We start from the raw sequence: 24,925 nt of genomic DNA, 5'->3' as shown, positions 1-24,925 counted from the left end.
CTCAACGGGCGGCGACGGGATTGAAGCGCGTGTCGAGCAGGCCGTCGACCGCGGCCGCCACGTCCGTTCCGGCCGCGATCACGCCGGCCTGCTGGAGCGCGAGCCCGGCCGCCTTGATGGCCTCGGCCTGGGCCGGGCCGATCGCCGGCTGGGTGAGGTCGGTGCGCTCCAGCTGGCGGGCGATCACCGGCTCGGGCAGCTTGGTGGCGGCCACCAGGGCCGCGCCGAGGGCCTGGGGGTTGGCCAGCGCGTAGGCGCGGGCGCGCTCGTAGGCCGCGATCACCGCCCGGACCAGATCGGGATGGGCCTGCGCGAAGTCCTCGCGCACGTCGAGCAGGCCCCAGGTGTTGGCGGCCGCGTCCCGATAGAACAGCACGTCGCCGTTCTCGATCTCGGCCGCCGCCATCATCGGGTCGAGCCCCGCCCAGGCATCGACGTCCCCGCGGTCGAGGGCCGTACGCCCGTCAGGATGCTGGAGCAGGACGAGCTTGGCGTCCTTCTCGGTGAGGCCCGCGCCCTGGAGCGCGCGGATCAGGAAGATGTGCGGATCGGTGCCCCGGGTGACGGCGACGCGCTTCCCCTTCAAATCGGCGGGCTTGGCGATGCCCGTGTCCTTGCGGGTGACGAGGGCGGTCCATTCGGGCCGGGAGAAGGCGTAGATGGCCCGGATCGGGTTGCCGTTGATCCGCGCCACAAGGGCCGCGGCGCCCGCCGCCGAGCCGATATCGATCGCGCCCGCGTTCAGGAACTCGAGCGCCTTGTTGGATCCGAGGGACTGGACCCAGCGGACCTTGATGCCCTTCGGCGCCAGGGCCTCCTCCAGAAACCCCTTCTCCTTCAGGAGCAGGCCGACCGGATTGTAGGTCGCCCAGTCCAGGCGGATCTCCTTGGGATCCTCGGCGAATGCCCCGTGCCCGAGCGGTCCCGTCAGGGTCGCCAGGGCGAGGCCGGCGGCCAGGAGGACTCGGCGGGTCACGGACATGGACAAGACCTTGGTGTGCATCGCCCTGCAGAGACGGCGTATTCGGGAGAACTCAGGAAACCTGTGCTTGGTCAAGTCTGCCGGCCGAGGATTCCGGGGATCTCCCGTCGAAGACACAGGATCCCGGGGTCTGTCCGGCCGGACGGACAGGGCGCGGGCGCGGGCCGAGGCGATCCGCGACCCGAGCGCCTCGCAAACCGGCGCCGCCGTGCCATGATGGCGCCGGAGGACCCGACATGCACGACCACGGCGACGACCACGGCGACGACCACGGCCACGCGCACGACCATACCCATGACCACGCGCATGGCGCATCCGAGCGCTGGAAGCACGACGGCGTGCGGGTGATCCCGGGCGACCGGCTCGATGCCAACACGGCCCAGACGCCCGGCATGTTCCGGCAGGCGGCGATCAACGCCGCCCGGGTCGGCGCCCAGAAGATCTGGGCCGGCACGGTGGCGATCCAGCCCGATGCCAAGACCGGCGTCCACCACCACGGCGAACTGGAGAGCGTGATCTACGTGGTCTCCGGCCGGGCGCGGATGCGCTGGGGCGACAGGCTCGAATACGTCGCGGAGGCCGGCCCCGGCGACTTCATCTTCGTGCCGCCCTTCGTGCCCCACCAAGAGATCAACGCCTCGACCGACGAGCCCCTGCACTGCGTGCTGGTCCGCTCCGACAACGAGGCCGTGGTGGTCAACCTGCCCGACGTCGCGGCCGCCGAGGCACCCGAGACGGTCTACTGGGTCGATCCGATCCACAAGCATCCATAGGCCGCGCACCCGCGGGGAGCGCACCCCCGGGATCGGGATATCGGAGACGGCCCCGATGGGCCGGGACCGTCCGTTGCATCCCGGCGCTTTCGAGCGGCCGGTCGGGATCCAGACCGGGTGGCGGCGCGGACCGGCGTATCGCGCCGGCCTCGAGCGGTCTCAGGCCTCGACGCGGATCGCAGCCGGGCCGGCCTCGAACCGTCCGACCATTGCGGCCTGCGCGAAGCCCGCCGCATGGCATTGGGCGAGGATCGCCTCCGCCCGCGCGGGCGCGCAGGTGACGAGCAGGCCCCCGGAGGTCTGGGGGTCGGTGAGGATGTGCCGGCGCCAGTCCGGCAGGCCCTCGGGCAGGCTCACCTGGCCCCCGAAGCTCGCCCAGTTCCGATGCGAGGCGCCGGTGACGAAACCCTCCTGCGCCAGGGCCTCGGCCCGGGGCAGGAGCGGGATGCCGTCCCCGGCGATCACGAAGGTCAGGCCGGCGCCGCGCGCGAGTTCGAGGCCGTGGCCCAGCAGGCCGAAGCCGGTGATGTCGGTGATGGCGTGGACCTCCGGATCGCGCGCCAGATCCGCCCCGATCCTGTTGAGGCGTGTCGTGGTGGCGATGAAATCGGCGTGGCCGGCGGCGTCGAGGGCCTCCCGCTTGATGGCCGCCGAGTAGATCCCGACGCCCAGCGGCTTGGTCAGGATCGCGACGTCGCCGGCGCGGGCGTCGGCGTTGCGCCGGAGATGCGCGCGGTCGCACGAGCCGATCACCGCCAGGCCGTAGATCGGCTCGGGCGTGTCGATCGAGTGGCCGCCCGCGATGGGAATGCCCGCCTCGGCGCAGGTGGCCGCGCCGCCCTTCAGGATCTCGGCGACGATCTCGGGGGCGATCTTGCCCACCGGCATGCCCAGGATGGCCAGCGCCAGCATCGGCTTGCCGCCCATCGCGTAGACGTCGGAGATGGCGTTGGTGGCGGCGATCCGGCCGAAAGCGTGGGGATCGTCCACCATCGGCGTGAAGAAGTCCGTGGTGGCGATCAGGCAGGTGCCGTCATCCAGGGCCCAGACCGCCGCGTCGTCGGCGGTCTCGTTGCCGACCAGCAGGCGCTCGAAGGGACCCGCGACCGGCTGGTCGGCCAGCAGCGTGCGCAGCACCGCGGGATCGAGCTTGCAGCCGCACCCGCCGCCATGGGCGAGGCTGGTCAGGCGAACCGGGGGCGTATCCATCGATCAATCCTCTCGTGTCGCGATCCGGGATGGACCGTGCCGGGCCCCCTGTCACCAGACAAGGGCGGGCATCCGGTACAGACGGGCGGACGCCTCCGTCGGCGGGGGCTGCGCGGTGCCGATCTGGAGCGCCGCGAAGCCGTTTCCCAGCGCCCCCGCCACGTCGAGGGCGACGGTGTCGCCGATCCCGAGGACCCGCGCGGGCTCGACGGGCCGGCCGCGCAGGCGCTCGGCCCTGTCGAGGGCGGCGCGATAGATCAGGGCGCCGGGCTTGCCCGTCTCGACGACGCGGCCCCCGCGGGCGCGGTAGCGTTCGGCGACGAGGCCGGCGAAGCGCAGGCGCGTCGTGCCCACCGTCAGGCTCGTGTCCGGGTTGGTGCAGAGCAGGCGCAGGGCGCGCCGGAGGGCGGTCGCCAGGCTCGCGTCGAGGTCGTCATCGCACTCCGGATAGCCCGTGCAGACGATCTCTTCGGCCGCGTCCACCGCAACCGGCGTGACCGGCAGCCCCGCGAACAGGACCCGGTCGCGCGCCGGCCCGATGTGATGGACGCGCCGGACACCCGCCGCGTCGAGGAGGCTGCGGGCGATGTCGGCTCCGGTCACGAGGTCGTCGTACGCGTCGGGGATCCCGCGGGCCCGGAGGGCGTCCGCCAGGCGCGGACCGGGCTCGGCCGCGTTCGAGACGAGGATCACCGTGCCCCCGCGGGCCCGGAAAGCGGCCAGCGCCCCGGTGGCGGCGGGAAAGACCCGCGTCGCGTCGTGGAGCACGCCGAAGACGTCGCACAGGATGACCGCGTAGGCTTCCGCGAGCCGGCTCAGGCCGATGAGCGCGGCGGGCGCGTCAGCCACGGGCGGCCCGCGCCTGGACGATCGTCGTGCAGGCGCTCTCGAGCTTCGGCAGTTCGCGGGACGGCGCCATGACGACCGACAGGGGCCGGACCTCGCCGCGCACGACCGGGCAGTAGGGATCGACCTGATCGAGCCGTTCCATCAGCCGCCGCCGCCCGGCGCAGCCGCCGTGGCAGGATGCCTCGTAGGCGCAGCCCCGGCAGGGCTCCGGCAGGGCCCGGACCGCCGCGAAGGGGGCCGTGGCGACGATCGCGCTGCCGGCCTGACGCAGGGTGTCGAGGCTCTGGCCGGTGTCGCCCCAGTACACGCAAGGCTGCACGGTCGCCCGGGGCGTGACGCGCACCGTGCCGACCCCGCATCCGCCCCGGCGCGCCGGAAGGCCGGCCATGGCCCGGACGAGGGGCTCGCCGATGGCGATCACGTCGGTCTCGGCGAAGAGCCGCGCGAACCCGTCCCAGTATTCCTCGTAGGTGAGCGCGAAGGCGTCGGTCCGCACCGCCTGATAGACGTTGATGCGCAGCGGCGCATCGAAGCCGCGGGCCAGGGCGGCGATCTCGTGCAGCCGGTCGAAGTTGGTCCGCATCATCACGGCGATGAAGGTGACGCCGACCCCCAGCGCCCGGCAGCGGGCGGCCTGCGCCATCACGAGGTCCCAATTGCCGGGCCCGCGCTGCGCGTCCTGCTCCGCGCGGGTGGGGTAGTCGATCGAGAATTCCACGTCGGCGAAGGCCTGCACCGCCGCGTCGTCCATCACGGCGATCGAGTGCCCGTTCGACGTGATCGTGAGCTTGATCGGCTCGGCCCGGAGCAGATCGAGGAGCTGTGGGAACTGGGGGTGCATGCCGTTCTCGCCGGTCCCCAGATTGACGGACCGCACCGGCAGGCTGTCGAGCACGGTCCGCAGCTGGTCGGGCCCGAGCCGGTCCAGCCGGTCGGGGTCGCGGTAGCAGAAGGAGCAGGCCAGGTTGCACGCGTTGGTGAGCCCGATGCCCAGGGCGAACGACGGCGCCGGGGCGGCACTGTCCGGCTCCGAAGGCGGCATCCCGACATCCATGGCCATGCGGATCCTCTCGCCTGATCCCGACGGGCATCATCGGGTGCGGTGCCCGCGTGCGGGACCTCGTGGCCTGCTTCGCACGACGGGCGGCTTCGGTAACATCACATCTTCAGCACGATTGATCACCGCGCCCGGACTTTACATTCGACACCCGAACAATCGCCGGGATTGAAGTCGAGACGGCGGGCGGATTGCCGCAGCCTCGGGACTTTGCGATGGGTAACCGTCCGGTGCGGCGCCGCGAAGGAAAGCCGTCAACGGGCACCGCCGGGCGCTTCCCGCAACCTGCGATAGCTGTCAGTTGATTGGACATCGATGCCGACCTGGCGTCGTTCACGATTGAGATCCGAACGGGAGCGCTCGATGCTGAGACGGACACTGGGTCGGGTGCTGCTGGGCGGGTTGGCTGGCCTTGCCCTGTCCCAGGGCGCCGGCGCGCAGGGCGGCGCCAAGCCGACCTTCGTGTTCACCGGCATCCCCGATCAGGACGAGAGTCGCCTCGTCGAGCGCTTCGGCAAGGTCGCGGCCTATCTGGAGGACAAGCTCGGCGTGCCGGTGAAGTATCTCCCGGTGAAGAACTACCCGGCGGCGGTCACGGCCTTCACCAACGGGCAGGTCCAGCTCGCGTGGTTCGGCGGCTTCACCGGCGTCCAGGCCCGCAAGGCCGCGCCCGGGGCCCAGGCGATCGCGCAGGGGGCGGAGGATGCGGCCTTCAAGACCTACTTCATCGCCAACGCCAAGACCGGCCTGACGCGCACCGCCGACTTCCCCAAGGCGATTGCGGGCAAGACCTTCACGTTCGGCTCCCGGGCCTCGACCTCGGGCCGGCTGATGCCGGAATACTTCATCCGCGAGGCCTTCCCGGGCAAGACCCCCGAGGAGGTGTTCTCCCGCGTGGGCTTCTCCGGGGACCACAGCCGGACGATCCAGCTGGTCCAGTCCGGCGCCTTCGAGGTCGGAGCGGTGGATTACTCGGTCTGGGACCTCGACAACAAAGCCGGCAAGGTCGACGGACAAGCCGTCTCGGTGATCTGGGAGAGCCCGCCCTTCCCCGATTACCAATGGACCGTGCGCGGCGATGTCGACGCGATCTACGGCGCCGGGTTCACGCAGCGGCTGAAGGCGGCGCTCATCGGCATCACCGATCCGGCGATCCTCGCCCCCTTCGCGCGCTCCAAGTTCATCCCGGTCGACAACGCCGCCTATGAGCCGGTGGAGCGCGTGGCGAAATCCACGGGCCTGCTGGATTGAACGGCGCGCCGCCGTGAGCCCGTCCGCAGGCGAAGCCGAAATCGTCCTGTCCGGCGCGACGGCGGCCTATGACGGCAAGCCCGTCCTGTTCGGCGTGGACCTCACCCTCCGGGCCGGCGAGCGCGTCGCGCTGATGGGGCGCTCGGGGGCCGGGAAATCCACCCTGCTCGGTTTGGTCCACGCCCAGGCGCGCGCCCGCGTGGCGCTGATCCCGCAGGCGGCCGCCCTGGTGCGGACGCTCTCGGTCTTCCACAACGTCTACATGGGCCGCCTCGACCGGCGCTCGACCCTGCACAACCTGCGCACCCTGGCCTTCCCGACCCGGGCCGACCTCGCGGAGGTCCGGGCGATCCTCGGGGAGGTCGGCCTCGCCGACGCGCTGCACGCCAAGGCCGGCGCCCTGTCGGGGGGGCAGCAGCAGCGCGTCTCCGTGGCGCGGGCGCTCTACAACGGGCGTCCGATCCTGATCGGCGACGAGCCGGTCTCGGCCCTCGACCGCAGGCAGGGCGGCCTGATCCTGGAGCGGATGGCCGCCCGCCACCAGACCCTCGTGCTGGCGCTCCACGACATCGCCCTCGCGCTGGCGCACACGGACCGGATCGTCGTCCTCGAAGCGGGCCGGATCGTCCTCGACGCGCCCGCCCGCGACCTGGACGAGGCGGCCCTGGCCCCGTTCTACGGGCAGGCCGCGTGAGGGCCGCGCGCCTGATGCCCGGCGCGGGCTACGCGACGGCGACCCGCTGGTTCGTCGGGGGTGCGGCGGCGGCACTGCTGCTGGCCGACCTCGCCATCACCAGCCTCCATCCCTGGGCCGACCTGCAGCGCCTGCTCGCCGGCCTGATCCACCCGGATTTCCCGGCGGTGGAGATCTGGAGCGTCGTCTACACCGTCGCCTTCGCGATCCTCGGGGTCACGCTCGGGGCTGGGGCCGGCTTCGTCCTCGCCATCCCGTTCGCGAAGGTCCGGGCCGTGCGGCTCGTCTGCGCGGGCCTGCGCTCGGTCCACGAGCTGTTCTGGGCGCTGCTGCTCACGCAGGTGTTCGGCCTGTCGGCGACCACCGGCATCCTGGCGATCGCGCTGCCCTACGCGGGCATCTGCGCCAAGGTCTATTCCGAGATCATCGAGGAGGCGGATCTCTCGGCCGTGCGGGTCCTGCCGGAGGGCACCGGCGCCCTCTCGGCTTTCGCCTATGCCCGCCTGCCGGATGTCGCATCGGCGTTCCGGCACTACACGCTCTACCGGTTCGAATGCGCGATGCGCTCGACCCTGGTTCTCGGCTTCATCGGCCTGCCCACGATGGGCTTCTACCTCGAATCCGCCTTCCGCCAGGGCCGCTACGCCGAGGCCGGGGCCCTGCTCCTCGTCTTCTACCTCCTGATCGGCTCCCGCCGCCTCTGGATGCGGCTCTCGACCCTGCCGGTCCTGCTCGTTGCAAGCGTCCTCGCCCTGCCCCGCACCATCGGGACGACCGACTGGCTCGCGAGCCTCGGCCGCTTCCTCGGCCACGACATCGTCCCGAGCCCGCTCCGGTCCGGCGCCCTCCTCGACCCGGCGACCTGGAGCCGCTTCGGGCTCTGGCTCCGGCCGATCGTCACGGAGCAGATCCTGCCCGGCGCCTTTCAGACCCTGGTGCTCGCGCAGATCGCGCTGGTCGCGACCGGGCTCGGCGCGCTCGTCCTGTTCCCCCTCGCCTCGCGCCGCTTCGCCGGGCCGATCGGGCAGCCCTTCGGGCGCGTCCTGCTGGTGGTGGTGCGCTCGACGCCCGAATACATGCTGGCCTACGTGCTGCTGCAGCTGCTCGGGCCCTCGATGCTGCCGGCGATCCTGGCGCTGACGATCCACAATGCCGGCATCGTCGGCTACCTCATGGGGCGCCACGCCGACGGCCTCGCCTACCGCGCCGACGCGCCGACCGGCCTGAACCTCTACAGCTACGAGACCGTACCCCGGCTCTACGGGCAGTTCCTGGCCTACCTGCTGTATCGCTGGGAGCTGATCCTGCGCGAGAGCGCGATCTTCGGCATCCTCGGGGTCGCGACGCTCGGCTTCTACGTCGATGCCGCGATCTCCGAGCTGCGCCTGGACGTGGCCGTGCTGCTGATCGTCGCCACGGCGCTCCTGACCGCGCTGATCGACGCCCTGTCGCGGGCCCTGCGCCGCGCGCTGCGCCTCACCGATCTGCCGACCCGCCTGTCCACCAAGGCCCTGCCCGAATCCAAGGCCCTGCCCGAATCCAAGGCCGACCCGGCGCTGCGGGCAGCCTCCACCTGATGCGCGGCTTCTGAGAGGATCGATGCGATGCGGACGGACCCGTTCACCGACACGTGGCTGTTCCTGATCGGGCAGCAGGCCGACGAGGTCGCGCTCGGCTACGGGCGCTGGCTGGTCGCCGCCGGCTTCGCGCTGCTGGTGTTGGCCAGCCTCGGCATCGCGATCCGGGAATGGATCGAGGATCCGGCCCAGCGGACCGGCCGCGACGTCACCCTGTGGGCGCTGCGCGCGCTGATCGGCGGCATGTGGTTCCAGGGCATGCTCTGGAAGCTGCCGCTCTTCACCACCGATAACGGGCTGTACTACTGGACCGGCCAGGAGGTGACCAACGCCGCCTTCGCGATCCACCGGGACATCGTGAAGAGCGTGCTGCTGCCGACGCCGAACTTCTACATCCTGAACGTGCTGGTCTTCCTCACGGAGCTGACCTTCGCGATCGCGCTGCTGCTCGGGCTCGGCGTCCGGCTCGTCGGGGCCATCGGTGTCGTGTTCGTCGCCCAGCTCTGGCTCGGCCTGTACCTGCAACCGCAGGAATGGCCGTGGACCTACGTCTTCCTCGGCGGCCTCATGGCCCTGTTCAGCGTCTTCGCGGCGGGCCGCAGCCTCGGCCTCGACGCCGAGTTGCGCCGCCGGTACCCGCCCGGGCTGACATTCGGATGGGTCGCCGGCCTCGTCCGCGTCGCGACCTGAGTGCTCCGAGGGGGGCGGGCCGTCACCCGGCCGGGCGCCCCTCGCGGGACAGGACGCGGGCGAGGCGCAGGAAGGTCGTGCCGATCACCCAGGCGGCGCGAATCCCCACCCGCCAGTCCCCCGAGACCTTGGAGGCGCCGCCCTGCCGCGGCCGCTGGCCGACGGCGACCTCCTCGCAGCGCAGGCCCGCCGCCGAGGCGCGCATCAGCATCTCGAGATTCCAGCCGTAGGTCTCGTCCCGCATGCCGAGGCGCGCCAGCGCGTCGCGGCGGATCGCCCGGAACGGGGACATGTCGGTGAAGCGGGCCCCGTAGGTGAGCCGCAGCAGCCAGCCGGCGAGGTGACCGGCGACGATCTGCTGCGGGCTCATGGCGCCGGGCTCCCGGTCGCCCAGGATCCGGGAGCCGTGCACGAACGCCGCCCGGCCCGCGCGGATCGGATCGAGGAGGGCCGGCACGCGGTCGAGCCGGTCGCTGCCGTCACCGTCGACGAACAGGACGATGCCGGTCTCCGGCGGCAGCGCGGCGATCCCGGCCTGGATCGCCCGGCCGTAGCCGCGGCGGCGCTCCACGATGACGTGCGCCCCCGACGCGGCGGCCCGCTCCCGGGTCGCGTCCCGCGAGCCGCCATCGACGACGAGGACCGCGTCGGCCCCGTTCGCCAGGAGACCCGCCACGACGGCGCCGATCGCCGCCGCCTCGTCGAGGCAGGGCACGATGGCGGTGACGAAGGCCGACGCGGTCACAGGCTCCAGCGCAGCCCGCAATTGCCGCAAGCCTGCGGCGGCGTGTCGGACAGCAGGGCCGCCCGGAAATCCGCATAGGCCGGGCCGTTCCAGATCGCCCGCAGGGTGTCCTGCGTGGCGTCGCCGAGGGTGTAGTTCTCGTAGCCGCGCTGCGAGAACGGCGCGATGCAGCACGGCAGCGCCCGGCCGTTGGCGGTGACGTACATGACGTTCCAGGGCCGGCGGCACAGCGACCAGGGCGAGCCGTCGGTGTCGCGACGGAGGCTCATCCCCGGCTCGCTCGCCGCCCCCGAGGCCGAGAAGGTGAGCCCGAGTTCGCGCGCGACCGCCTCGGCTTCGCACAGGTAATGGGCCTCGTCCGCCGCCATGCGCTCGTAGAGGGCCTGATCCGGCCGCGCCAGGCCGAGGGCGTCATCCGCGAAGTAGACCAGCCGCTGGAGGTAGACTTCCCTGACGCCGGCCTCGGCCGCCACCCGCACGAAGGCGGGCAGCTCCGGCAGGGTCTCCTTGAGGCCGGTGAGCCAAGCCGAGACCCGCGGCTTGGCGTGGCCCTCACGTTCCTGCAGCGACCGGAACGCCCGGACATTCTTCAGGATCCGCTCGAAATAATCCTTGCCGCGCACCGTGATGTAGGAGGCGCGGGTCGAGGCATCGAGCGAGACGCGCAGCTCGTCCAGCCCGGCCTCGATCAGGGCCCGCCCGTTCTTCTCCGACAGCACCGTGCCGTTGGTGTTGAACAGGACGTAGGTCCCGCGATCCTTGAGGTAGCGGACCATCCGGGGCAGGTCCTTGACCAGCATCGGCTCGCCGACCCCGTGGAGCACGGCGCGGCTGAGATCCGGCACCTGATCGACGATGGAGGTGAACAGCGCCCAGCTCATATCGGCGGGCGGCTCCAGCTCGACATAGGTGCGCGGGCAGGTGGTGCAGAGCAGGTTGCAGCGGTTCGTCACCTCCAGATAGAGGCAGACCGGCATGCGCTCGACGACGGTCTCGACCGTCCGCGGCGCCGCCTCATGGTAGCGGCGCGGATCGACGGCCGGCGCGACGGGGGCCGCGACCGTCATCGGACGGCCCCGGACCGGCCGACCCGCACGACCCCGGCGGCGACCACGCGGGCGGCGCGGATCGCCGAACGGGCGTCGTGGGCGTGTTGCGGATCGCCGGGAACGACGTCGTCGAACATGAAGCCTCCCACCGTCAGACCCCGCCCCGGAAGCGCCGCAGCGACGTCCAGGAATGGCACGGCCCATAACAGATACCAGGGGAATTCGGTCGCGCGCGGAAAGAGTAACATCACGATCGGAAGATTGATGTCGCGCAGGCGCTCCGATCAGTTCGGATTGGCCTTCTGCGCCGCCAGGAAGCGGTAGGCGGTCACATCCTCCTGGAGATCGAGAAGCGCACCCATCCGGTCGCCCGCTTTGTACGCCGCTTCCATGACCAGGATGTCCACGAGGCGCTGCGCGCTTTCCACGATGCGGGGAACGGGGTCGGTCGTGACCGGGAATTGATCCTGATCCAGCCGCATCAGGCGGACCAGCAGAGTCTCCTCGGCGGCCAAGTGGACCAGTTCGTGCTGCGCGGGCGTGCGCTGATCCGGCGCGGTGCGGATCGCCTTGCCCAGCCGGTCGGCCTCCTGCCTGGCCCTGTCCATGCGCGTCATCGGCGGCTCCGCCTCAGGCCTGCCGGGGGTCGATGCCGGTCTGCTGCGGGATCGTCGGCTCGGGAACGGCCTCGGCCTTCTGCAACAGGTGACCGGTGTATTCCACGAACTGCCCGAACTGCTTCCGCCGGTTGCGGACATACCGATGGGTCCGGTCATCGAACCACTGCCATACGCCCGTCGAGAGCGACACGGCGGCGTCGAACAGGCTGGACCGGTAGAGGCATTGCACGATCACGTCCGGGGTCACCCCGGACAGCCGGGCCATGCGATGCACGGTGAGCGCCTCGCGGGTCGTCAGTTCGACGGTGAAGGTTCGGCGCATGGCTCGTCCTCGGTGAGCAGGTCGGCATAGCGGAGCAGCTTGGCATTCTGCTGCGCGCGGTCGGTACGCCACTGCCCGGTTTCACCGTCGAGCCAGTCCCATTCCCCGGTCGCCAGCGCGACGGCGGCGGCGAACAGAACCTCGTGGCGCGGCGTGCGGGTTGCGGCGCGGGACACCGCGTCGATCGACCGCCCGGTGAGCCGGGCGAGTTGCCGGATCGTCTCGGCCTCCTCGGCCGTCATGCGCGCGCGCGTCATCGGGTGGGGCTCGGCCTCCGCTGCGGGCGGATCGACTATAGCCGGGTCGAAGGCCGAAGGAATCCCCCGTGATGCTTCACGAGGTAAGTCATCGCGCCTGGGCGATGGCCTCGAGTACATCCCGAGAGCGGTAAGGCTTCGAGACGAAGAGGCCGTGATCCGGCACCTCGGCGTCGGCCAGGCGATGGCGTCCGGATGTCAGAACCAGCCGGATCTCGGGCCAGGATGCGTGGACATGTTCGGCCAGCGTCTTTCCGCACATGGATCCGGGCATGTCGATATCGGTGAACAGAACCCCGATATCGGTGCGGCGCTCGAGGATACGCCACGCCTCATCGGCATCGCAGGCCTCCGTCACGGCAAGCCCGGCATCTTCCAGCAGCGCGACGGCGCTCATGCGCACGAGTTCGTCATCCTCGACGACGAGGACGACAGTGGCATCCAGAGGGCGCTTCGCGGACATGGCCGTTCAACCTGCCGGTGCAGTATTGGTTGCCAGCGGATCTTGCCCGGACGAAAGCGTCGCGCGTCCGAGACCCCGGAGGATGGCGGTCCGCCGCGCCGGAACGGCCGCCTGCGGCTCTGTCCCGGGACGGTCCGGGCGCTACGTCCCGGCAGAGGGACGCAACCTGGGACGAGCATGGCTGAAGGCCTCGACATGACAGGCGCCGGATGGACCCTGGCGAACTTCACGGCCGCGATCCACCGGGGCGGTGTTGCCCTGTGGGCGTGGTCACCGACCTGTCGTGTCGCCCAGCTCGACGCGCTCTGTCGCGAGTTCTGGGGGGTGAGCGAGAGCACCGTCGGCATCGATGCGCTGTTCGCGCGCGTGAACGCCGAGGACCGGGCGCGGATGATCGAGGACTGGTGGGCCAGCGAGCGGGAGCCGCACGCCTACAGCTTCGACTTCCGCATCGACGAGGGTCCCTCCGCCCGCTGGATCTCCGCGCGGGGCGTCGGCGGTGAGGCGGGCCGGGTCGGCGAGTGGGTCCAGGCCATCTTCATGGACGTCACGGACCGCAAGCGCGCCGAGGAGGCCGAACGGCTGTTGACGGCCGAGCTGGCCCACCGGGTCTCGAACATGTTCACGGTGGCCCGGGCCCTCACCTCCATCGTCGCCCGTGACGCGAAATCGACGCCGCTGTTGGCCGAGGATCTGTCGCGGCGGTTCGGCGTGCTGCACGAGGCGACCGCCCTCGCGATGCGATCGCGGGCCGAGAATCCCGGCTCCGTCGCGCTGGGCACGCTCGCGGACCGCATCCTGGCGCCCTACCGGGACGGCGGAAATATCGACATCGCCATCGCGGAAGCGGTGATGGCGCCTCCGGGCAAGGTCAACGACTACGCGATGATCTTTCACGAGCTTGCCACGAACTCGGCCAAGTACGGGGCCCTGTCCGGCGGCGGTACGATCCGGCTTCGCGGATGGCTGGAGAATGGCGCGTCCCGGCTGACCTGGGAGGAAGGCGCCGCCCCGCCGCAGGCCGCGAAGGCCGAGGGCACGGGGTTCGGCTCCCGCCTCCTGAGGCAGACCATCGAGCGCAGCCTCGGCGGTCGCTTCGCGCGCACCATCGATGCCAGCGGGTTACGCTTCGAGATGGTCGTCCCCGCGGCTTGAGGCCGGCTTCGCGTCAGCGTCAGTCTGAGGAGGTTCCCCTGCCGAGCCGGTCGCGCCAGCGTCGCGCACCTCCACCCTGCTGCCCGGGCCCAGCAACGACCGACAACAATCGACGATCGCAAGCGGGATGCACCCTAACAAAAGTCCCCCCGCCAATGCCGGCGCAACCGTCCAGCGGACACCTGAAGGGCTGGTTTGTCCCTGGCGGGAGCGAGCAAGGTTCGCTGTTGAGACGGGCCCACTCGCTCCCCTTCGAAGCCAGACCTTGGGAAGGACTTGATCTCCGGGACGCCGATTGTTGAACCCGGCTTGCGACGAGTCAAGCCGCAAGCGTGACAACACGCAATCCGTGCGGACCCGCGGTGCCGGGACCGGCGAGGCGGACGGGCGAGGCCTCGCTCCTGGCGGTCGGGTCGGCGGTGATGGTCCAGCCCGCGCCGGTGTCGCCGCCGGCGCCCCCGTTTGCGCCCTCGCGAGCCGCCGCACCCGGCAAGGGGCGGCGACTCGCAAGGCCGGGCGGTTCAGAATTCGCCGGCCAGGCCCGCACGGGCGCCGAGCGCGTTATTGCCGCCATAGGCCACGCCGGCCGTGATCGCGATCGGCACGCAGCAGGTGGGCAGCCTATGCGCCACCGCCACGCCCCCCGCCCATTCGCCGCGATAGGTCGCCCCGTTCGTGGCCCAGGTGGTCTTGCCCGGCGCGGAGGGCATCGGCGCCGTCGCCATGGCGATCGCCATCGCGACGCCCTGTCGAGCCTCCCGGCGCGTCTGGATGGCGTAGCGTTGCATCGCGTCGGTCTTGGCCTCCAGGGTGTTGACCTGCGACTGGACCGCGTCGACCCGGCTGCCCAAGTTCGCGATCGACGACGGTCCGTAGGCCGACGCCGCGAGATTGCCGCTGGCGTCGGTCGTCACGAAGCTCGTCGGACCGCTCTGCGCCGCCGTACTCGCCTGCGAGCCGATGCCGGCGAGCGTATAGGTGTTGCCCGCCGTGCCGATCGCGACCTGATTGGGCCGCGTCGTCTGGACACCGGCGCCGATGGCGACCGCATTCGCCTGATCGGCCCGCGCGCCGCGGCCCAGCGCGACGCTGCCGTCGCCCCCCGCCGCGGCGGTCGCACCGATCGCCGTGGATCCGGACCCGGCCGCCCCGGCGGCGAAGCCCAGGGCGGTACTCCCATCTCCCCCAGCGGTCGACGCCGTGCCCACCGCCGTGCTGCCCACACCCTGGGCGTTGGCCGCGTAACCCAGGGCGACGGCCCCGGTCTGGGCGGCGCGCGCACCGGTGCCCACGGCCGTCGATGCGGCCCCCTCTGCACGCGCGCCGTAGCCAACCGCCAGCGCATCGTCCCCGGTGGCGGTCGGACCGGGCAAGCGGCTCGTGTTGTTGGCCGCGATGCCCGCCATCTCCGAGAACGACGAGAGCCGAAGATCGGTGAGGATCAGTTGCCCCTGCGACTGGGTGACGGTGCCCATCACCACGTAGCTACCCTGGCCACCACCACCACCGGCCCCTGTGCCACCGGCGCCGTTATTGCCGCCCGTACCGCCGGTGCCACCCGTACCGCCCGTACCGCCGGGGGTGGACGTCCCGAGCGTGAGGCCTGTCCCCAGCAGCCCATCCCCCGGCCCCGTCGTGCCGATGATCACCCCGGTCCCGAGAACCCCCGTCCCGGACGTACCGACATTCAGGCCCGTTCCGAGCACCCCGCTACCGGGTGCGCTGGTGCTGACCCCGAGCCCGGTCCCGAGAACCCCCGTCCCGGACGTACCGACCGTCAGGCCAGTACCGATGAGTCCGCCGCCGGGGGTTGTGGTGCCCAGGGACACGCCAGTCCCCAAAATGCCTCCTCCAGTTGTATCCAGCGTACCCCTGAGCAGCTGTGCGCTGGCCGGCGTGGCGGCCAGCAAGCCGAGACAACCGCTGGCGATGAGGAAGGTCCGGACGCTGACGCGCCGGAGAATGCAGTCATTGTTTCCGTCGAGGCTCGACATCACCAGAGATCCCCAGGCATAAGCAATCCATCTCGAATCCGACTCCTGAAGCTTTCGGCGACTGGAGCACCCTCGATATCAACAGCCTGTGGTTGAATAGTTGATTTCGCCTTAAGGTTGCATAATCGTGCGATACAACCGGACAGCGTCCGCCGTCGCACCGCATGCGGCGCGTCCATCGGCCTGCGCGGGCGTTCCGATTGGGCTGACGGCCGCATCATCGGGGCGGCCCGGAGTGGTGCGGCGGGATCAGACCGCCGCGGGCGTGCGGATCATCGAAGCGCTGCGCCGTCTGGCCAGCCTGGCGCAGGCGCAAGCGCCGGCGCGGCGCAGCGTACGGGCTGCGCGGCGACGCGCTCGATCTCGAGTCGGACACGCATTGCGCGGCTGGGCCGGCGCGGGGCTGAAGCACAGCGTTCGCGCCACGCACGCCGCTTTATACCAACCCTCATTGATCAGAACTCAAGAGCCCACGCGCGTAGTCCGATGGACATGATGCACCAAGGTCGGTCGATGAGGGTGTTCCAGGCGTGGCAGCAGTAGTCGAGGATGTCGACGTAGGATCTGAAGACACGGTTGCCGAGCCAGTTGTCGCGCATGGACTACCGCAAGTTCTCCACGGGGTTGAGTTCAGGGGAGCGGGCCGGCAGGGACAGCAAGGTGATGTTGGCGGGTACGACGAGTTTCCTGGTCGTGTGCCAGCCGGCCTGATCGCGCGGCAGCGCGGCGTGCGCACCGGGGGCACCGGCCTGGGCGATCTCTTCGAGGTGCAGCCCCATCGCCTCGGTGGTGCAGCGGGGTATGACGAAGCCGGCCCCTTTACCGAGGGCGGGGCAAATCGCCCCGTCCTTCGACCGGCTCAGGATGAGGGATGGAGGCGGTGCGCTGGTCCGTCGGCGCCGAAGGGCGGGTGCTACGCCTGGCCCAGCGCGGGGGATCGTGTTCTTCTGGCCGACCCAGGCCTCGTCGGAAAACCAGACCTCTATCGGCTTGCCGCCTGTGGCCTGCGCGATCTCCGCCAGGCGGGCGGGAAAGCTTTTTAAAAGCCGGGATGTCGTCCGGGTCCTGGGCGTGGTGGCGCGGACGGGCGGAGAGCTTGCTGTAGCCCATGCCCCGCAGGACTCGGCTCAGCGTCTGCTCGGACACCGACACGCCGTGATCCTCGAACAGGATCTGGGCGAGGTCGAGCAGCCGCCGGCGCACCACCCGTGGGCGGCCGGCATCGGACCCTGCTCGACCAGCGTGCGCAGCGCCTCCCGCTGCTCGGCGTTCAGGCGCGGACGGGCCCTGGGCGCCTTGCCGCCGATCAGCCCGTCTGGACCGTGCGCGTTGAACGCCACGACCCAGTCCCGAACCATCTGAAGCCCGACCCCGCCCAGCGCGGCCGCCTGCGTCCGCGTAGATCGCCGACACAGCCAACAGGCGCCGCGTCTGGCCCGGATCGCGCGAACCCTTGGCCAGGGCAGGCAGGCCTTCGGCATCAAAGTCCGGCCGCAGCGGCACCGAAGCGGCCATGACATCCTCGTTGGTCTCCAAACTCGAAGATAGAATCACCCTTCAGACGCCGAGGCTACCCCGTAAGTCCCGATCAACAAGGGTTGGTATCACCACTCGGATCCGGAAGACGGACGTCCCACCGTTACGGGTCAAACGGCGGCTGGGCACGCACGTACATTCACATGTACTTCGCACGTTGAAGCGTGTTCCTCGATCGGATCAGCACGCGAGGGATCAACGTGGCGGAGAGGGGGGGATTCGAACCCCCGATGCCCTTGCAGGCATGCCGCATTTCGAGTGCGGTGCATTCAACCGCTCTGCCACCTCTCCGCGAGGTGCCTCGATGAGACCGGCGCTGCCTAGCACGCGCAGTGGCGCTTCACAAGCGAGGGGAAGACCGCCACAGCTCACACCACCACGGTGATCGCCTGCGCGGCGCGGGTCAGGCCGGTGTAGAGCCAGCGGGCCCGGTGCTCGCGGAACGCGTAGGATTCATCGAACAGGGTCACCCGGTCCCACTGCGAGCCCTGCGCCTTGTGCACCGTCAGCGCGTAGCCGTAGGTGAACTCGTCGGTCTCCCGGCGCAGGAACAGCGGGATCTCCTCGTCGCTGCCGGTGATCATCGCGCGCAGCACCTTGATGTCGGTGGGCTTCCGGCGCAGGCCCGGATCGTCCTCCGGTACCACGTCGAGGCGAATCAGGTCCGGCCGCGGCGGCGCGCGCAGGGCCTGCACCGTCCAGGTCGAGCCGTTGAGCAGGCCCTTCACCCGGTCGTTGCGCAGGCAGACCAGCTTCTCGCCGATCGCCGGCATCGGATCGGTGTGGCCGGCGAGTTCCCGGAGGCGGGCGTTGTAGAGCCGGCGCGTCTTGTTGAGCCCCACCAGAACCTGGTCGCATTCCAGCACCTCGGCCGGGTCGAGGGCGCGGCGCGAGACCACCCGGCTCTGGCCGTAGGTGCCGAGCTCCAGCCGGCCGCCCTCGCGGATCGTCATCGCCATGCGGACGATCGGATCGTCCTTGGCCTGCCGGTGGACCTCGGTGAGCATCACGTCGGGCTCGGCCTCGGTGAAGAAGCCGCCGCCGCGCACCGGCGGCAACTGCGCCGGGTCGCCCAGAACCAGCACCGGCCGCTCGAAGGACAGGAGGTCGTTGCCGAGGTCGGAATCGACCATCGAGCACTCGTCGATGATGATCAGATCCGCCTTGGCGGCGGGGCCGGAGCGGTTCAGCGTGAAGGTCGGCCCGCCCTCCTCCGCCTCCTTGGTGCGGTAGATCAGCGAGTGGATCGTGGCGGCGTCGTAGCAGCCCTTCTGGCGCATCACCGAGGCGGCCTTGCCGGTGAAGGCGCCGTACACCACCGTGCCGTCGACATCCTCGGCGATCCGCCGGGCGAGCGTGGTCTTGCCGGTACCGGCATAGCCGAACAGCCGGAACACCTGCGATCCGCCGTCCCGCCGCCACGCGGCGATCGCCTTGAGCGCCGCGTCCTGCTGGGGGGCGTAGGCTGCGGGCAGGCCCGCGCTCATGACAGCCCCGTCACGGCCAGCGCACGGTGGGCGGCATCGACGACAGGATCGACGCGACGTTGCCGCCGGTCTTCAGCCCGAAGATCGTGCCCCGGTCGTAGAGCAGGTTGAACTCGACGTAGCGCCCGCGCCGCACCTGCTGCTCGGTGCGGTCGGCCTCGGTCCAGGCCGTGCCGAGATTGTCGCGGACGATCTTGGGGTACGCCTCCAAGAAGGCCTGCCCCACGTCGCGGGTGAAGGCGAGGTCGGCCTGCGGGTCGCCGGTCCAGCGATAGTCGTAGAAGATGCCGCCGATGCCGCGCGGCTCGTTCCGGTGCTTCAGGTGGAAGTATTCGTCGCACCACGCCTTGTAGCGCGCATAGTCGACGCCGTGGGCCGCGCAGGCGCGCTCCAGGCAGGCGTGGAAATGGCGGCTGTCCGGGTCGTCCTGGGTGCGGCGGCGCTCGAGCACCGGGGTGAGGTCGGCCCCGCCGCCGAACCACGCCCGCGTGGTCGCGACGAAGCGGGTGTTCATGTGCACGGTCGGCACGTGCGGGTTCCAGGGATGGACGATCAGCGAGAGGCCGGTGGCGAAGAAGCGCGGGTCCTCGGCGGCGCCCGGCATCTGCGCGCGGAACTCGGGGGCGAACTCGCCGTGCACGGTCGAGATGTGGACGCCGGCCTTCTCGAACACCCGGCCCTTGAGCATCGCCATGACGCCGCCGCCGCCGGGCTGGCCGGTATGGTCGGTGCGGCTCCAGGGGGTCTTCACGAAGGTGCCGGGCCCGTCGGGCGCATCCGGATGGAACGGCCCCTCGGCCTCCGCCTCGATGGCCTCGAGGGCCGCGAGGATGCGATCGCGCAGGGTCGCGAACCACGCGGCGGCCTCGGATTTCATGGCCGTGACATCGGCCTCGGAGGGAGGCGCAGCCAGGGCTGCGCGCGCGTCGTCCGGCATCGTCATGACCGAGGCTTTCCCACCCCGCCGGGCCGCCGTCAATTCGATCGTGACGGGATGCGCCGCGCTAAACCGCGCTTCGTTCGCTCACCGGCTTGAGCAACCCGGTCGCACTCGCCACCGGCGCCCCGTCCGCGTCGCGGATCTCGGCCTCGCAGAAGATCACCGCGCGCCCCGGCCGGGTCACGCGGCCCTCCGCGAGCAGGACGCCGCGCCCGGGGTTGAGGAACCGGGTCTGCATGTCGAGGGTCACCACCGGGCGCCCGACGCTGAGGCGCGCCGCCGTGCCGAGGGCGACGTCGAGCAGGGTGCAGAGCACGCCTCCGTGGGCGATCCCGAGATTGTTGGCGTGCTCCGGGCGCAGGGTAAGCCGCAGCCGCGTCCGGCCGTCGCGCACGTCCAGCGCCTCGATCCCGCAGAACTGCACGAACGGAATATGCGCGCCGAAGACGGTGCCCGGCTCCCAATCCTGATCCACGCTCACCGTCCCGGGTTCGCCCTGCCGCGCTCCTTATGGCGCAGGCCCCGGCCAGCCCCAAGGTTCTTTTCGGGCGCCTCAATGCCTGCGGCCGTCACACCCGCGGATCTTCGAGTCGTCCGGATTCCACCGTGCCCCGCCGTGGCCGACATCACGAACCCCGCCGAGATCTTCCCGAAGGCACGGCGTACACAACCATAGCGCCACAGGATGCGCCGCGAGCTTTCACCGATCTCGTCAGGCAGGGGACCGATCTTCGCAAGCGGAGCGACCGGCTTGCCCTCGATCGGAGGCAGGCCGGCACGACGGCGGCGGCCTGGAACTGGTGAAACGGACCATCCCGCCAATCGGGTTTCACCGCCAACGATTTCAGCTCGACCGGGCAGTTGAATAATATGCGTGTTAACGGCCACCGCGTTGTGTATGGAAATCCTCGACGACGACTTGATTTTGCTGCAGAGACGTTAGAACCGTCTCACCACCACCACATAGAGGGAATCATCGATGGACGACAACGCCCCTGAACAGCAGCAGACCTTTATCGAGCAGGCCTCGGACATCGTCTCGGCGTATGTCTCGAACAATTCCGTGCCGATCAGCGAGCTGCCCGGCCTCCTCGCCGGCGTCCACGCCGCGCTGGCCAAGCTGTCCGCCCCGGCGGCGGCTACCACCGAGGCGGCCGACAAGCCGACGCCGGCGCAGATCCGCAAGTCGGTGACCCCCGACGCGCTGGTCTCCTTCATCGACGGCAAGCCCTACAAGACGCTCAAGCGCCATCTCTCGCGCAACGGCCTGACGATCGAGCAGTATCGCGAGCGGTTCGGGCTGCCGCGGGATTACCCGTCGACGGCCGCGAGCTATTCCGCGCAGCGCTCCGAGCTCGCCCGCAGCCTGGGCCTCGGCCAGCAGCGTCGCAAGTCCGCGGCTGTCGAGGAGCCGGCCGAGGAGATCGTCGAGAAGCCGAAGCGCGCCAGCCGCCCGCGCAAGGCCAAGGAAACGGCCTGAGCGCGCACATCCGGGCGCCCCGCCGGGCCGCAGACGGTCCGGCGCGTGGGCCCGGATGTTGAGAACTGGTTTGACCGGGAATTTCGGGTTTTTCGAAGGGCGTCAGCCTTTTGGCGGGCTCCCGGGGCAGCGCCGTGAGGTGTTCTCCAGGGCTCCGCCCTGGACCCGCGAAAGGTCTCGACCTTTAGAAACCACGACATCAATCGGCGCGACGCGGATGACCCGGCGAGGCCGCTCCGTCAGGCGAAGTCGGCGAGATCGTCGGCAACGTCGCCCGCGGCGATCTCCGTCTCGGCCTTCCGGCGCTCCGGGTCCGCGCCCCCGTCATCGGTGCCGCGAACCGGCCGCTTCGGTGGCTGGATTTCGCGTGGATCTCCGGCGCCCTGACCGTCCGGGACGTGATCCCGCGTTTGATCCGCCATGCCGTGCGCTCCCACCGATCCGGCGAGGCAATGCCGCTCCGGCCCCCTGCGTTCCGCCGCGGCTTGCCCCCTGATACGTCCAGCCGTTTGAAACATCACAGGGCTCCGCCCCGGGAGAGAAACCGGGATGTCGGCGTTGCATGACCGGATGCCGCCGGGCAGGCCGCCGGCACCAGGGATGGACCCCACGATGACGGACACGCACACCCGGCCGGAGGCGAGCCGGCGCGACCTGCTGGCGGCCTCGCTCCTCGGCGCGATTCCGCTGCTCCTGGCGAACGCGGCCGAAGGCAGCCCGCTCAACCCGGATCAGACCATCATCCAGGCGCCCGACGCCCTGCCGTGGGTGCCGTCGAAGGGCTACCCGGAGCGCAGCGTCGACCGATGCAACCTCACCGGCGACATTAACGGCACCGGCCTATACTATACCCTGATCCGCTGGTGGCCGGGCTACATGAGCGCGCCGCACACCTACACGTCGGACCGGTTCTGCATGGTCGTGTCGGGCACGTGGTGGTGCAACAGCGGAGCCGATTTCGACCCCGCCGCCTGCGTGCCCGTGAAGGCCGGCAGCTTCGTCCGGCGGGTCGCGGGGACGCCGCACTACGACGGGGTGGTCCGCGATGGGACGGAACCCGCGGTCATCGCCATATGCGGCTTGGCACCGGTCAATTACCGGCTGGTCGACCCCTCGCAGCCCGGCTGGCGCCGGGTCTGAGGAACGACCGTTCGAGGACGTTCGTGCCATCGGTCAGGAGTGCGGATTGAGCAATCGGTACGGGCTGGAGATCCGGGCGGCGGCGGCCTCCGACGCCGCCGGCCTCGCGGCCCTGCTGAGCGAGACCGGCGCGCCGGTCGGCACGGCAGACGTGGCGGTCCGGCTCGAAGCCCTGCAGCGGGATGGCGGGACCATCCTCGTCGCGGTGGAATGGGGACCGCCGAGCGGCCTCATCGCCCTCAGTCCCGTCCGCACCCTCGATGCGCCGCGGCCCTTCGGCCTGATCACGACCCTCGTGGTCGCGGCCGAGTCCCGGCGCCGGGGCATCGGGCGGGTCCTGCTGAAGGCGGCCGGGCGGGCGGCCCGGCAAGCCGGATGCGACCGGCTGCACGTTCGGGTCGGCCCGGATCAGCGCGCCTTGCATGCCTTCTGCGCCGCGGCAGGCTTCACCGAAGCGGATCACCTGTTCGAGCGCCCCTTGCTGAAGCGTGGTTCCGGGGAGGGTTGAGCCCCGCGACATCCTGACCGCAGCCGACGGCGTTTCCAGGCGTTGATCGAGTCAAGCTGGAGCCCTGCCCATGACCCTGCGTTCCGAGACCCCGCCGCCGCCCGCCAACCTGACCATCGATCCGCCGCCGGATTCGGACGCACCGACCGCCGCGCAGCTCAAGGGCGACATCGACAGCGGGCGCACCGCCGACAAGACCCCGCACATGGATGTCGGGGCGGCGCCGCTCGGGACCTGCGAGGAAGCGGGTGGAACGCCGCCGAGCTCGCAGGAGGTTCGGCTGGCCCGGCAGAACGAGCGGGCCCCGTCGGAGAAGACGAAGACCGGCTACGTTCACCAGAAGCAGCCCTGGGTCGTGCCCGCCTTCGTCGGCTTCATCGTCTTCGCGGCGGTCGCACTCGGCGGCGGGCTCTGGCTGACGCACTGAGCCCGGCGGGCCGCCGCCGGCCCGCGGTGATGCAGGACGGCACGGCCCCGCGGGGGGCGTCTTAAAGGTCGATTCACGTCGATGCGGTTAGCGTGAGCTTACTGCAGTCCTGCGTAAACCGATCGTCCATGCCCCCATCCGTCGATGCTCCGCCGGACCTGTCCGGGCTCCTCGAACTCTCGCGCATCGAGAATCTCGATCTGAAGCCCGTGATCCTGCGGGTGCAGACCGATCTGTTCGTTCGAGCGCCGGGGCGTGACCGGGCCGCGACCGAGATCTTCGAATCCCTGGCCTGCGGTCTGATCCCCACGGTGGACGAGGAGACGGCCCGGGTGGTCGCCCGGAAGCTCGCCCCCTGCCCCGAGACGCCGCCGGCGATCCTGGAAGCCCTCGCGCTGCGCGGCGGCGGCGCCCGCGATGCCGTGGTGGAACTGGCGCCCACGCTGAGCCGCGGCCTGATCGACGCGGCCCTCGCCGACGGGGCCGACGTCGCCGACCGCATCGCCGCCCGGGCCGGGCTCAGCCGCGAGGCGGCGGACGAACTGTCCCGCGAGGGCCGCCCCGAGATCGACCGGGCGCTCGCCGCCAACCTCGGCATCACCCTGCGCGGCGCGACGCTCGCCCGGCTCGTCACCCGCGGCCGCAGCGACGCCGAGCTCGCCCGGCTGCTGCTGGTGCGCCCCGACGTCTCCGCCGCCGACCTCGTGCCCCTCTACCTGCACGCCGACCCGATGCGCCGGGCGGTGATCGGCCGGAGCGTCGAGGCGACCGCGGCCCTGCGCCCCTGCCCGCCCCCGCCCCGGGACCTCGGCGACGCCCTGACCCGTCTCTCGGCGGCGCACGACGTCGCGGCCTTCGTGACCGCGCTGGCGGACGGGCTCGGCCTGCCCCACGATTTCCTCGCCGTGGTCGCCGATCCGGGCGCCCGCTACGACCTCCTCACCCTCGGCCTGCGCGCGGCCGGCCTGCACGAGGAGGAGGCGGTCTACATCTTCCTCACCCTCAACCAGGGCGTGGCGCGTTCGGCCGAGCGCGTGGCCGACCTCGTGCGCCTGTTCCGGACGGTGAGCCGGCCGGCGGCGCGCGATCTCGTGGCGGCGATCCTCGACCGGCCCCTGGTCGAGCGCGGGCGCGGCGAGGCGCACCAGCCGCTCCACGGCCCGGAAGCCAAGCTGCGCCAGGGGACAGCCGCGCCGCGCGCGTCCCTGCCGGCGCGCACCCGCCCGGCCTCGAAGGCGGAGGCGGGCTGACGGCGCGCTGTCAGCGGGGCGCGATGCCCCGCCAGGCGGGCTGCCGGTCGGCCGCCTCGAGGGTATCGGTCGTGAGGGTCTCGGTGGCGGCCGGCGGCTCACCGGCCCGGCGGCTCAGCTCCGCCAGCAGGCCCCGGGCCAGCACCGCCCGGGTGGCGCGCTCGCGGGTCTCGGGCGGAACGGCCTCCAGGGCCGCCGGCAGCACCGTCGAGGCGCTTGGCAGGCCGCCCGCGAGCTTGCGGGCCTCCGCGGCCGGATCCGCGCCGCCGCGCATCAGCGCGAGATACGAGAGCACGGCGATCGCCAGCGCGGCGCGCAGCAGGACGGTCATGGTTCGAACTCTCCGCTGAGTGCAGATTTCGGCGTCGCACCGCGCGCCGGGGGACACGGCGACAGGATGGAGCGCAGGTCCCCTCTCCCGTGCGGGAGAGGGACAGGGTGAGGGAGAAGACCTCTCAGAACGAGGCGCT

Annotated in this window: 28 protein-coding genes, 1 tRNA gene and 1 pseudogene; 11 read left to right on the top strand and 19 right to left on the bottom strand. The window is 71.1% G+C overall.

Translation table 11 applies throughout. The annotated features are described in order from the left end of the window. Nucleotide 1: 1 nt before the first annotated feature. Nucleotides 2-982 (bottom strand): aliphatic sulfonate ABC transporter substrate-binding protein, encoded by a 981-nt coding sequence (locus AAHG09_RS24145; protein ID WP_342110053.1) that lies wholly within the window; start codon nucleotides 980-982, stop codon nucleotides 2-4. Nucleotides 983-1,218: 236 nt separating this feature from the next. Here AAHG09_RS24145 and AAHG09_RS24140 point away from each other — a divergent pair, with 236 nt between their 5' ends. Continuing rightward, nucleotides 1,219-1,755 (top strand): cupin domain-containing protein, encoded by a 537-nt coding sequence (locus AAHG09_RS24140; RefSeq protein WP_342110052.1) that lies wholly within the window; start codon nucleotides 1,219-1,221, stop codon nucleotides 1,753-1,755. 159 nt (nucleotides 1,756-1,914) lie between these two features. Here the strand turns inward: AAHG09_RS24140 and selD are convergent, their stop codons facing one another. The 3 genes from selD to AAHG09_RS24125 are packed head-to-tail and all read right to left on the bottom strand — an operon-like array spanning nucleotide 1,915 to nucleotide 4,873. After that, a complete protein-coding gene (selD, locus tag AAHG09_RS24135) occupies nucleotides 1,915-2,964 on the bottom strand; it encodes a selenide, water dikinase SelD (protein ID WP_342110051.1) in 1,050 nt (349 codons plus the stop codon). A 51-nt stretch (nucleotides 2,965-3,015) separates the two neighbouring features. Further along, the gene (locus AAHG09_RS24130) at nucleotides 3,016-3,813 is read right to left on the bottom strand and encodes a TIGR01459 family HAD-type hydrolase (RefSeq protein ID WP_342110050.1); all 798 of its coding nucleotides are present in this window, start codon (nucleotides 3,811-3,813) and stop codon (nucleotides 3,016-3,018) included. Further along, the gene (locus AAHG09_RS24125) at nucleotides 3,806-4,873 is read right to left on the bottom strand and encodes a radical SAM/SPASM domain-containing protein (protein WP_342110049.1); all 1,068 of its coding nucleotides are present in this window, start codon (nucleotides 4,871-4,873) and stop codon (nucleotides 3,806-3,808) included. The genes AAHG09_RS24130 and AAHG09_RS24125 overlap by 8 nt, the downstream gene beginning before the upstream one ends. 360 nt (nucleotides 4,874-5,233) lie before the next feature. Between AAHG09_RS24125 and AAHG09_RS24120 the strand changes: the two genes are divergently transcribed. From AAHG09_RS24120 to AAHG09_RS24105, 4 genes are read left to right on the top strand one after another with little or no spacing between them, the layout of a single operon-like run. Next, nucleotides 5,234-6,121 carry a putative selenate ABC transporter substrate-binding protein gene (locus AAHG09_RS24120; protein ID WP_342110048.1) on the top strand — a complete coding sequence of 296 codons (888 nt, stop codon included), beginning with the start codon at nucleotides 5,234-5,236 and terminating at the stop codon, nucleotides 6,119-6,121. Nucleotides 6,122-6,134: 13 nt separating this feature from the next. After that, nucleotides 6,135-6,815 (top strand): ATP-binding cassette domain-containing protein, encoded by a 681-nt coding sequence (locus AAHG09_RS24115; RefSeq protein ID WP_342110047.1) that lies wholly within the window; start codon nucleotides 6,135-6,137, stop codon nucleotides 6,813-6,815. Continuing rightward, entirely contained in the window at nucleotides 6,812-8,392 is a 1,581-nt protein-coding gene (locus AAHG09_RS24110) for a PhnE/PtxC family ABC transporter permease (RefSeq protein WP_342110046.1), read from the top strand. The genes AAHG09_RS24115 and AAHG09_RS24110 overlap by 4 nt, the downstream gene beginning before the upstream one ends. 27 nt (nucleotides 8,393-8,419) lie before the next feature. Further along, nucleotides 8,420-9,082, top strand: coding sequence for a DoxX family protein (locus AAHG09_RS24105; RefSeq protein WP_342110045.1), 663 nt, complete (start codon nucleotides 8,420-8,422; stop codon nucleotides 9,080-9,082). 22 nt (nucleotides 9,083-9,104) lie between these two features. Here the strand turns inward: AAHG09_RS24105 and AAHG09_RS24100 are convergent, their stop codons facing one another. The 7 genes from AAHG09_RS24100 to AAHG09_RS24070 form a co-directional block, all read right to left on the bottom strand. Beyond that, nucleotides 9,105-9,827 (bottom strand): glycosyltransferase family 2 protein, encoded by a 723-nt coding sequence (locus AAHG09_RS24100; protein ID WP_342110044.1) that lies wholly within the window; start codon nucleotides 9,825-9,827, stop codon nucleotides 9,105-9,107. After that, nucleotides 9,824-10,894 carry a radical SAM protein gene (locus tag AAHG09_RS24095; protein ID WP_342110043.1) on the bottom strand — a complete coding sequence of 357 codons (1,071 nt, stop codon included), beginning with the start codon at nucleotides 10,892-10,894 and terminating at the stop codon, nucleotides 9,824-9,826. The genes AAHG09_RS24100 and AAHG09_RS24095 overlap by 4 nt, the downstream gene beginning before the upstream one ends. Further along, nucleotides 10,891-11,013 (bottom strand): hypothetical protein, encoded by a 123-nt coding sequence (locus tag AAHG09_RS24090; RefSeq protein WP_342110042.1) that lies wholly within the window; start codon nucleotides 11,011-11,013, stop codon nucleotides 10,891-10,893. Before AAHG09_RS24090 ends, AAHG09_RS24095 begins: the two co-directional genes overlap by 4 nt. Nucleotides 11,014-11,160: 147 nt before the next feature. Further along, the gene (locus AAHG09_RS24085) at nucleotides 11,161-11,493 is read right to left on the bottom strand and encodes a hypothetical protein (protein ID WP_342110041.1); all 333 of its coding nucleotides are present in this window, start codon (nucleotides 11,491-11,493) and stop codon (nucleotides 11,161-11,163) included. A gap of 13 nt (nucleotides 11,494-11,506) precedes the next feature. Next, nucleotides 11,507-11,818, bottom strand: a complete 312-nt coding sequence (locus AAHG09_RS24080) for a hypothetical protein (protein WP_342110040.1) — start codon at nucleotides 11,816-11,818, stop codon at nucleotides 11,507-11,509. Then, nucleotides 11,791-12,075, bottom strand: a complete 285-nt coding sequence (locus AAHG09_RS24075; RefSeq protein ID WP_342110039.1) for a hypothetical protein — start codon at nucleotides 12,073-12,075, stop codon at nucleotides 11,791-11,793. Before AAHG09_RS24075 ends, AAHG09_RS24080 begins: the two co-directional genes overlap by 28 nt. 88 nt (nucleotides 12,076-12,163) lie before the next feature. Then, nucleotides 12,164-12,538, bottom strand: coding sequence for a response regulator (locus tag AAHG09_RS24070; protein WP_342110038.1), 375 nt, complete (start codon nucleotides 12,536-12,538; stop codon nucleotides 12,164-12,166). Between the two features lie 177 nt (nucleotides 12,539-12,715). On the opposite strand from AAHG09_RS24070, the gene AAHG09_RS24065 reads away from it, so the two are divergent. After that, nucleotides 12,716-13,693: a sensor histidine kinase gene (locus tag AAHG09_RS24065; RefSeq protein WP_342110037.1), complete on the top strand. Its 978-nt coding sequence runs from the start codon at nucleotides 12,716-12,718 to the stop codon at nucleotides 13,691-13,693. Nucleotides 13,694-14,214: 521 nt separating this feature from the next. Here AAHG09_RS24065 and AAHG09_RS24060 read toward each other — a convergent pair. From AAHG09_RS24060 to AAHG09_RS24035, 6 genes and pseudogenes are all read right to left on the bottom strand, one after another. Next, the gene (locus AAHG09_RS24060; RefSeq protein ID WP_342110036.1) at nucleotides 14,215-15,522 is read right to left on the bottom strand and encodes a hypothetical protein; all 1,308 of its coding nucleotides are present in this window, start codon (nucleotides 15,520-15,522) and stop codon (nucleotides 14,215-14,217) included. A gap of 620 nt (nucleotides 15,523-16,142) precedes the next feature. Continuing rightward, nucleotides 16,143-17,241 (bottom strand): annotated as a pseudogene (locus AAHG09_RS24055) (IS630 family transposase). A 183-nt stretch (nucleotides 17,242-17,424) separates the two neighbouring features. After that, nucleotides 17,425-17,514, bottom strand: a tRNA-Ser gene (locus AAHG09_RS24050). A gap of 77 nt (nucleotides 17,515-17,591) precedes the next feature. Then, nucleotides 17,592-18,710 (bottom strand): ATP-dependent DNA helicase, encoded by a 1,119-nt coding sequence (locus AAHG09_RS24045; protein WP_342110035.1) that lies wholly within the window; start codon nucleotides 18,708-18,710, stop codon nucleotides 17,592-17,594. A gap of 10 nt (nucleotides 18,711-18,720) precedes the next feature. After that, entirely contained in the window at nucleotides 18,721-19,653 is a 933-nt protein-coding gene (gene hemF / locus AAHG09_RS24040) for an oxygen-dependent coproporphyrinogen oxidase (RefSeq protein WP_342110034.1), read from the bottom strand. Between the two features lie 61 nt (nucleotides 19,654-19,714). Then, nucleotides 19,715-20,125, bottom strand: a complete 411-nt coding sequence (locus AAHG09_RS24035; protein ID WP_342110033.1) for a PaaI family thioesterase — start codon at nucleotides 20,123-20,125, stop codon at nucleotides 19,715-19,717. 504 nt (nucleotides 20,126-20,629) lie between these two features. Here AAHG09_RS24035 and AAHG09_RS24030 point away from each other — a divergent pair. Next, nucleotides 20,630-21,130, top strand: coding sequence for a Ros/MucR family transcriptional regulator (locus tag AAHG09_RS24030; RefSeq protein WP_342110032.1), 501 nt, complete (start codon nucleotides 20,630-20,632; stop codon nucleotides 21,128-21,130). Nucleotides 21,131-21,369: 239 nt separating this feature from the next. Here AAHG09_RS24030 and AAHG09_RS24025 read toward each other — a convergent pair whose 3' ends face one another. Further along, a complete protein-coding gene (locus tag AAHG09_RS24025) occupies nucleotides 21,370-21,552 on the bottom strand; it encodes a hypothetical protein (protein WP_342110031.1) in 183 nt (60 codons plus the stop codon). A 190-nt stretch (nucleotides 21,553-21,742) separates the two neighbouring features. Between AAHG09_RS24025 and AAHG09_RS24020 the strand changes: the two genes are divergently transcribed. The 4 genes from AAHG09_RS24020 (at nucleotide 21,743) to AAHG09_RS24005 (ending at nucleotide 24,455) form a co-directional block, all read left to right on the top strand. Beyond that, nucleotides 21,743-22,270, top strand: a complete 528-nt coding sequence (locus AAHG09_RS24020; RefSeq protein ID WP_342110030.1) for a cupin domain-containing protein — start codon at nucleotides 21,743-21,745, stop codon at nucleotides 22,268-22,270. Nucleotides 22,271-22,316: 46 nt separating this feature from the next. After that, on the top strand, nucleotides 22,317-22,778 hold the full coding sequence (locus tag AAHG09_RS24015; protein WP_342110029.1) for a GNAT family N-acetyltransferase: 462 nt from the start codon (nucleotides 22,317-22,319) through the stop codon (nucleotides 22,776-22,778). A 70-nt stretch (nucleotides 22,779-22,848) separates the two neighbouring features. Further along, a complete protein-coding gene (locus AAHG09_RS24010; protein ID WP_342110028.1) occupies nucleotides 22,849-23,205 on the top strand; it encodes a hypothetical protein in 357 nt (118 codons plus the stop codon). A 128-nt stretch (nucleotides 23,206-23,333) separates the two neighbouring features. Beyond that, nucleotides 23,334-24,455, top strand: coding sequence for a DUF2336 domain-containing protein (locus tag AAHG09_RS24005; protein WP_342110027.1), 1,122 nt, complete (start codon nucleotides 23,334-23,336; stop codon nucleotides 24,453-24,455). Between the two features lie 10 nt (nucleotides 24,456-24,465). Here the strand turns inward: AAHG09_RS24005 and AAHG09_RS24000 are convergent, their stop codons facing one another. After that, a complete protein-coding gene (locus AAHG09_RS24000; RefSeq protein ID WP_342110026.1) occupies nucleotides 24,466-24,786 on the bottom strand; it encodes a hypothetical protein in 321 nt (106 codons plus the stop codon). Nucleotides 24,787-24,925 lie beyond the last annotated feature (139 nt).

The organism is Methylobacterium guangdongense (assembly GCF_038442355.1).
In the GTDB taxonomy this organism is placed as follows: domain Bacteria; phylum Pseudomonadota; class Alphaproteobacteria; order Rhizobiales; family Beijerinckiaceae; genus Methylobacterium; species Methylobacterium guangdongense.
Note: the sequence above shows the minus strand (reverse complement) of the source record. Positions and strands in the feature narration are given on the sequence as shown.

Bases quoted from the DNA above. Each gene is read 5' to 3' on its own strand.
- AAHG09_RS24145 (WP_342110053.1), bottom strand. From the start codon at position 982: ATGTCCGTGACCCGCCGAGTCCTCCTGGCCGCCGGCCTCGCCCTGGCG.
- AAHG09_RS24140 (WP_342110052.1), top strand. From the start codon at position 1,219: ATGCACGACCACGGCGACGACCACGGCGACGACCACGGCCACGCGCAC.
- selD (WP_342110051.1), bottom strand. From the start codon at position 2,964: ATGGATACGCCCCCGGTTCGCCTGACCAGCCTCGCCCATGGCGGCGGG.
- AAHG09_RS24125 (WP_342110049.1), bottom strand. From the start codon at position 4,873: ATGGCCATGGATGTCGGGATGCCGCCTTCGGAGCCGGACAGTGCCGCC.
- AAHG09_RS24120 (WP_342110048.1), top strand. From the start codon at position 5,234: ATGCTGAGACGGACACTGGGTCGGGTGCTGCTGGGCGGGTTGGCTGGC.
- AAHG09_RS24105 (WP_342110045.1), top strand. From the start codon at position 8,420: ATGCGGACGGACCCGTTCACCGACACGTGGCTGTTCCTGATCGGGCAG.
- AAHG09_RS24095 (WP_342110043.1), bottom strand. From the start codon at position 10,894: ATGACGGTCGCGGCCCCCGTCGCGCCGGCCGTCGATCCGCGCCGCTAC.
- AAHG09_RS24090 (WP_342110042.1), bottom strand. From the start codon at position 11,013: ATGTTCGACGACGTCGTTCCCGGCGATCCGCAACACGCCCACGACGCC.
- AAHG09_RS24085 (WP_342110041.1), bottom strand. From the start codon at position 11,493: ATGACGCGCATGGACAGGGCCAGGCAGGAGGCCGACCGGCTGGGCAAG.
- AAHG09_RS24080 (WP_342110040.1), bottom strand. From the start codon at position 11,818: ATGCGCCGAACCTTCACCGTCGAACTGACGACCCGCGAGGCGCTCACC.
- AAHG09_RS24075 (WP_342110039.1), bottom strand. From the start codon at position 12,075: ATGACGCGCGCGCGCATGACGGCCGAGGAGGCCGAGACGATCCGGCAA.
- AAHG09_RS24070 (WP_342110038.1), bottom strand. From the start codon at position 12,538: ATGTCCGCGAAGCGCCCTCTGGATGCCACTGTCGTCCTCGTCGTCGAG.
- AAHG09_RS24065 (WP_342110037.1), top strand. From the start codon at position 12,716: ATGGCTGAAGGCCTCGACATGACAGGCGCCGGATGGACCCTGGCGAAC.
- AAHG09_RS24045 (WP_342110035.1), bottom strand. From the start codon at position 18,710: ATGAGCGCGGGCCTGCCCGCAGCCTACGCCCCCCAGCAGGACGCGGCG.
- hemF (WP_342110034.1), bottom strand. From the start codon at position 19,653: ATGACGATGCCGGACGACGCGCGCGCAGCCCTGGCTGCGCCTCCCTCC.
- AAHG09_RS24030 (WP_342110032.1), top strand. From the start codon at position 20,630: ATGGACGACAACGCCCCTGAACAGCAGCAGACCTTTATCGAGCAGGCC.
- AAHG09_RS24025 (WP_342110031.1), bottom strand. From the start codon at position 21,552: ATGGCGGATCAAACGCGGGATCACGTCCCGGACGGTCAGGGCGCCGGA.
- AAHG09_RS24020 (WP_342110030.1), top strand. From the start codon at position 21,743: ATGACGGACACGCACACCCGGCCGGAGGCGAGCCGGCGCGACCTGCTG.
- AAHG09_RS24010 (WP_342110028.1), top strand. From the start codon at position 22,849: ATGACCCTGCGTTCCGAGACCCCGCCGCCGCCCGCCAACCTGACCATC.
- AAHG09_RS24005 (WP_342110027.1), top strand. From the start codon at position 23,334: ATGCCCCCATCCGTCGATGCTCCGCCGGACCTGTCCGGGCTCCTCGAA.
- AAHG09_RS24000 (WP_342110026.1), bottom strand. From the start codon at position 24,786: ATGACCGTCCTGCTGCGCGCCGCGCTGGCGATCGCCGTGCTCTCGTAT.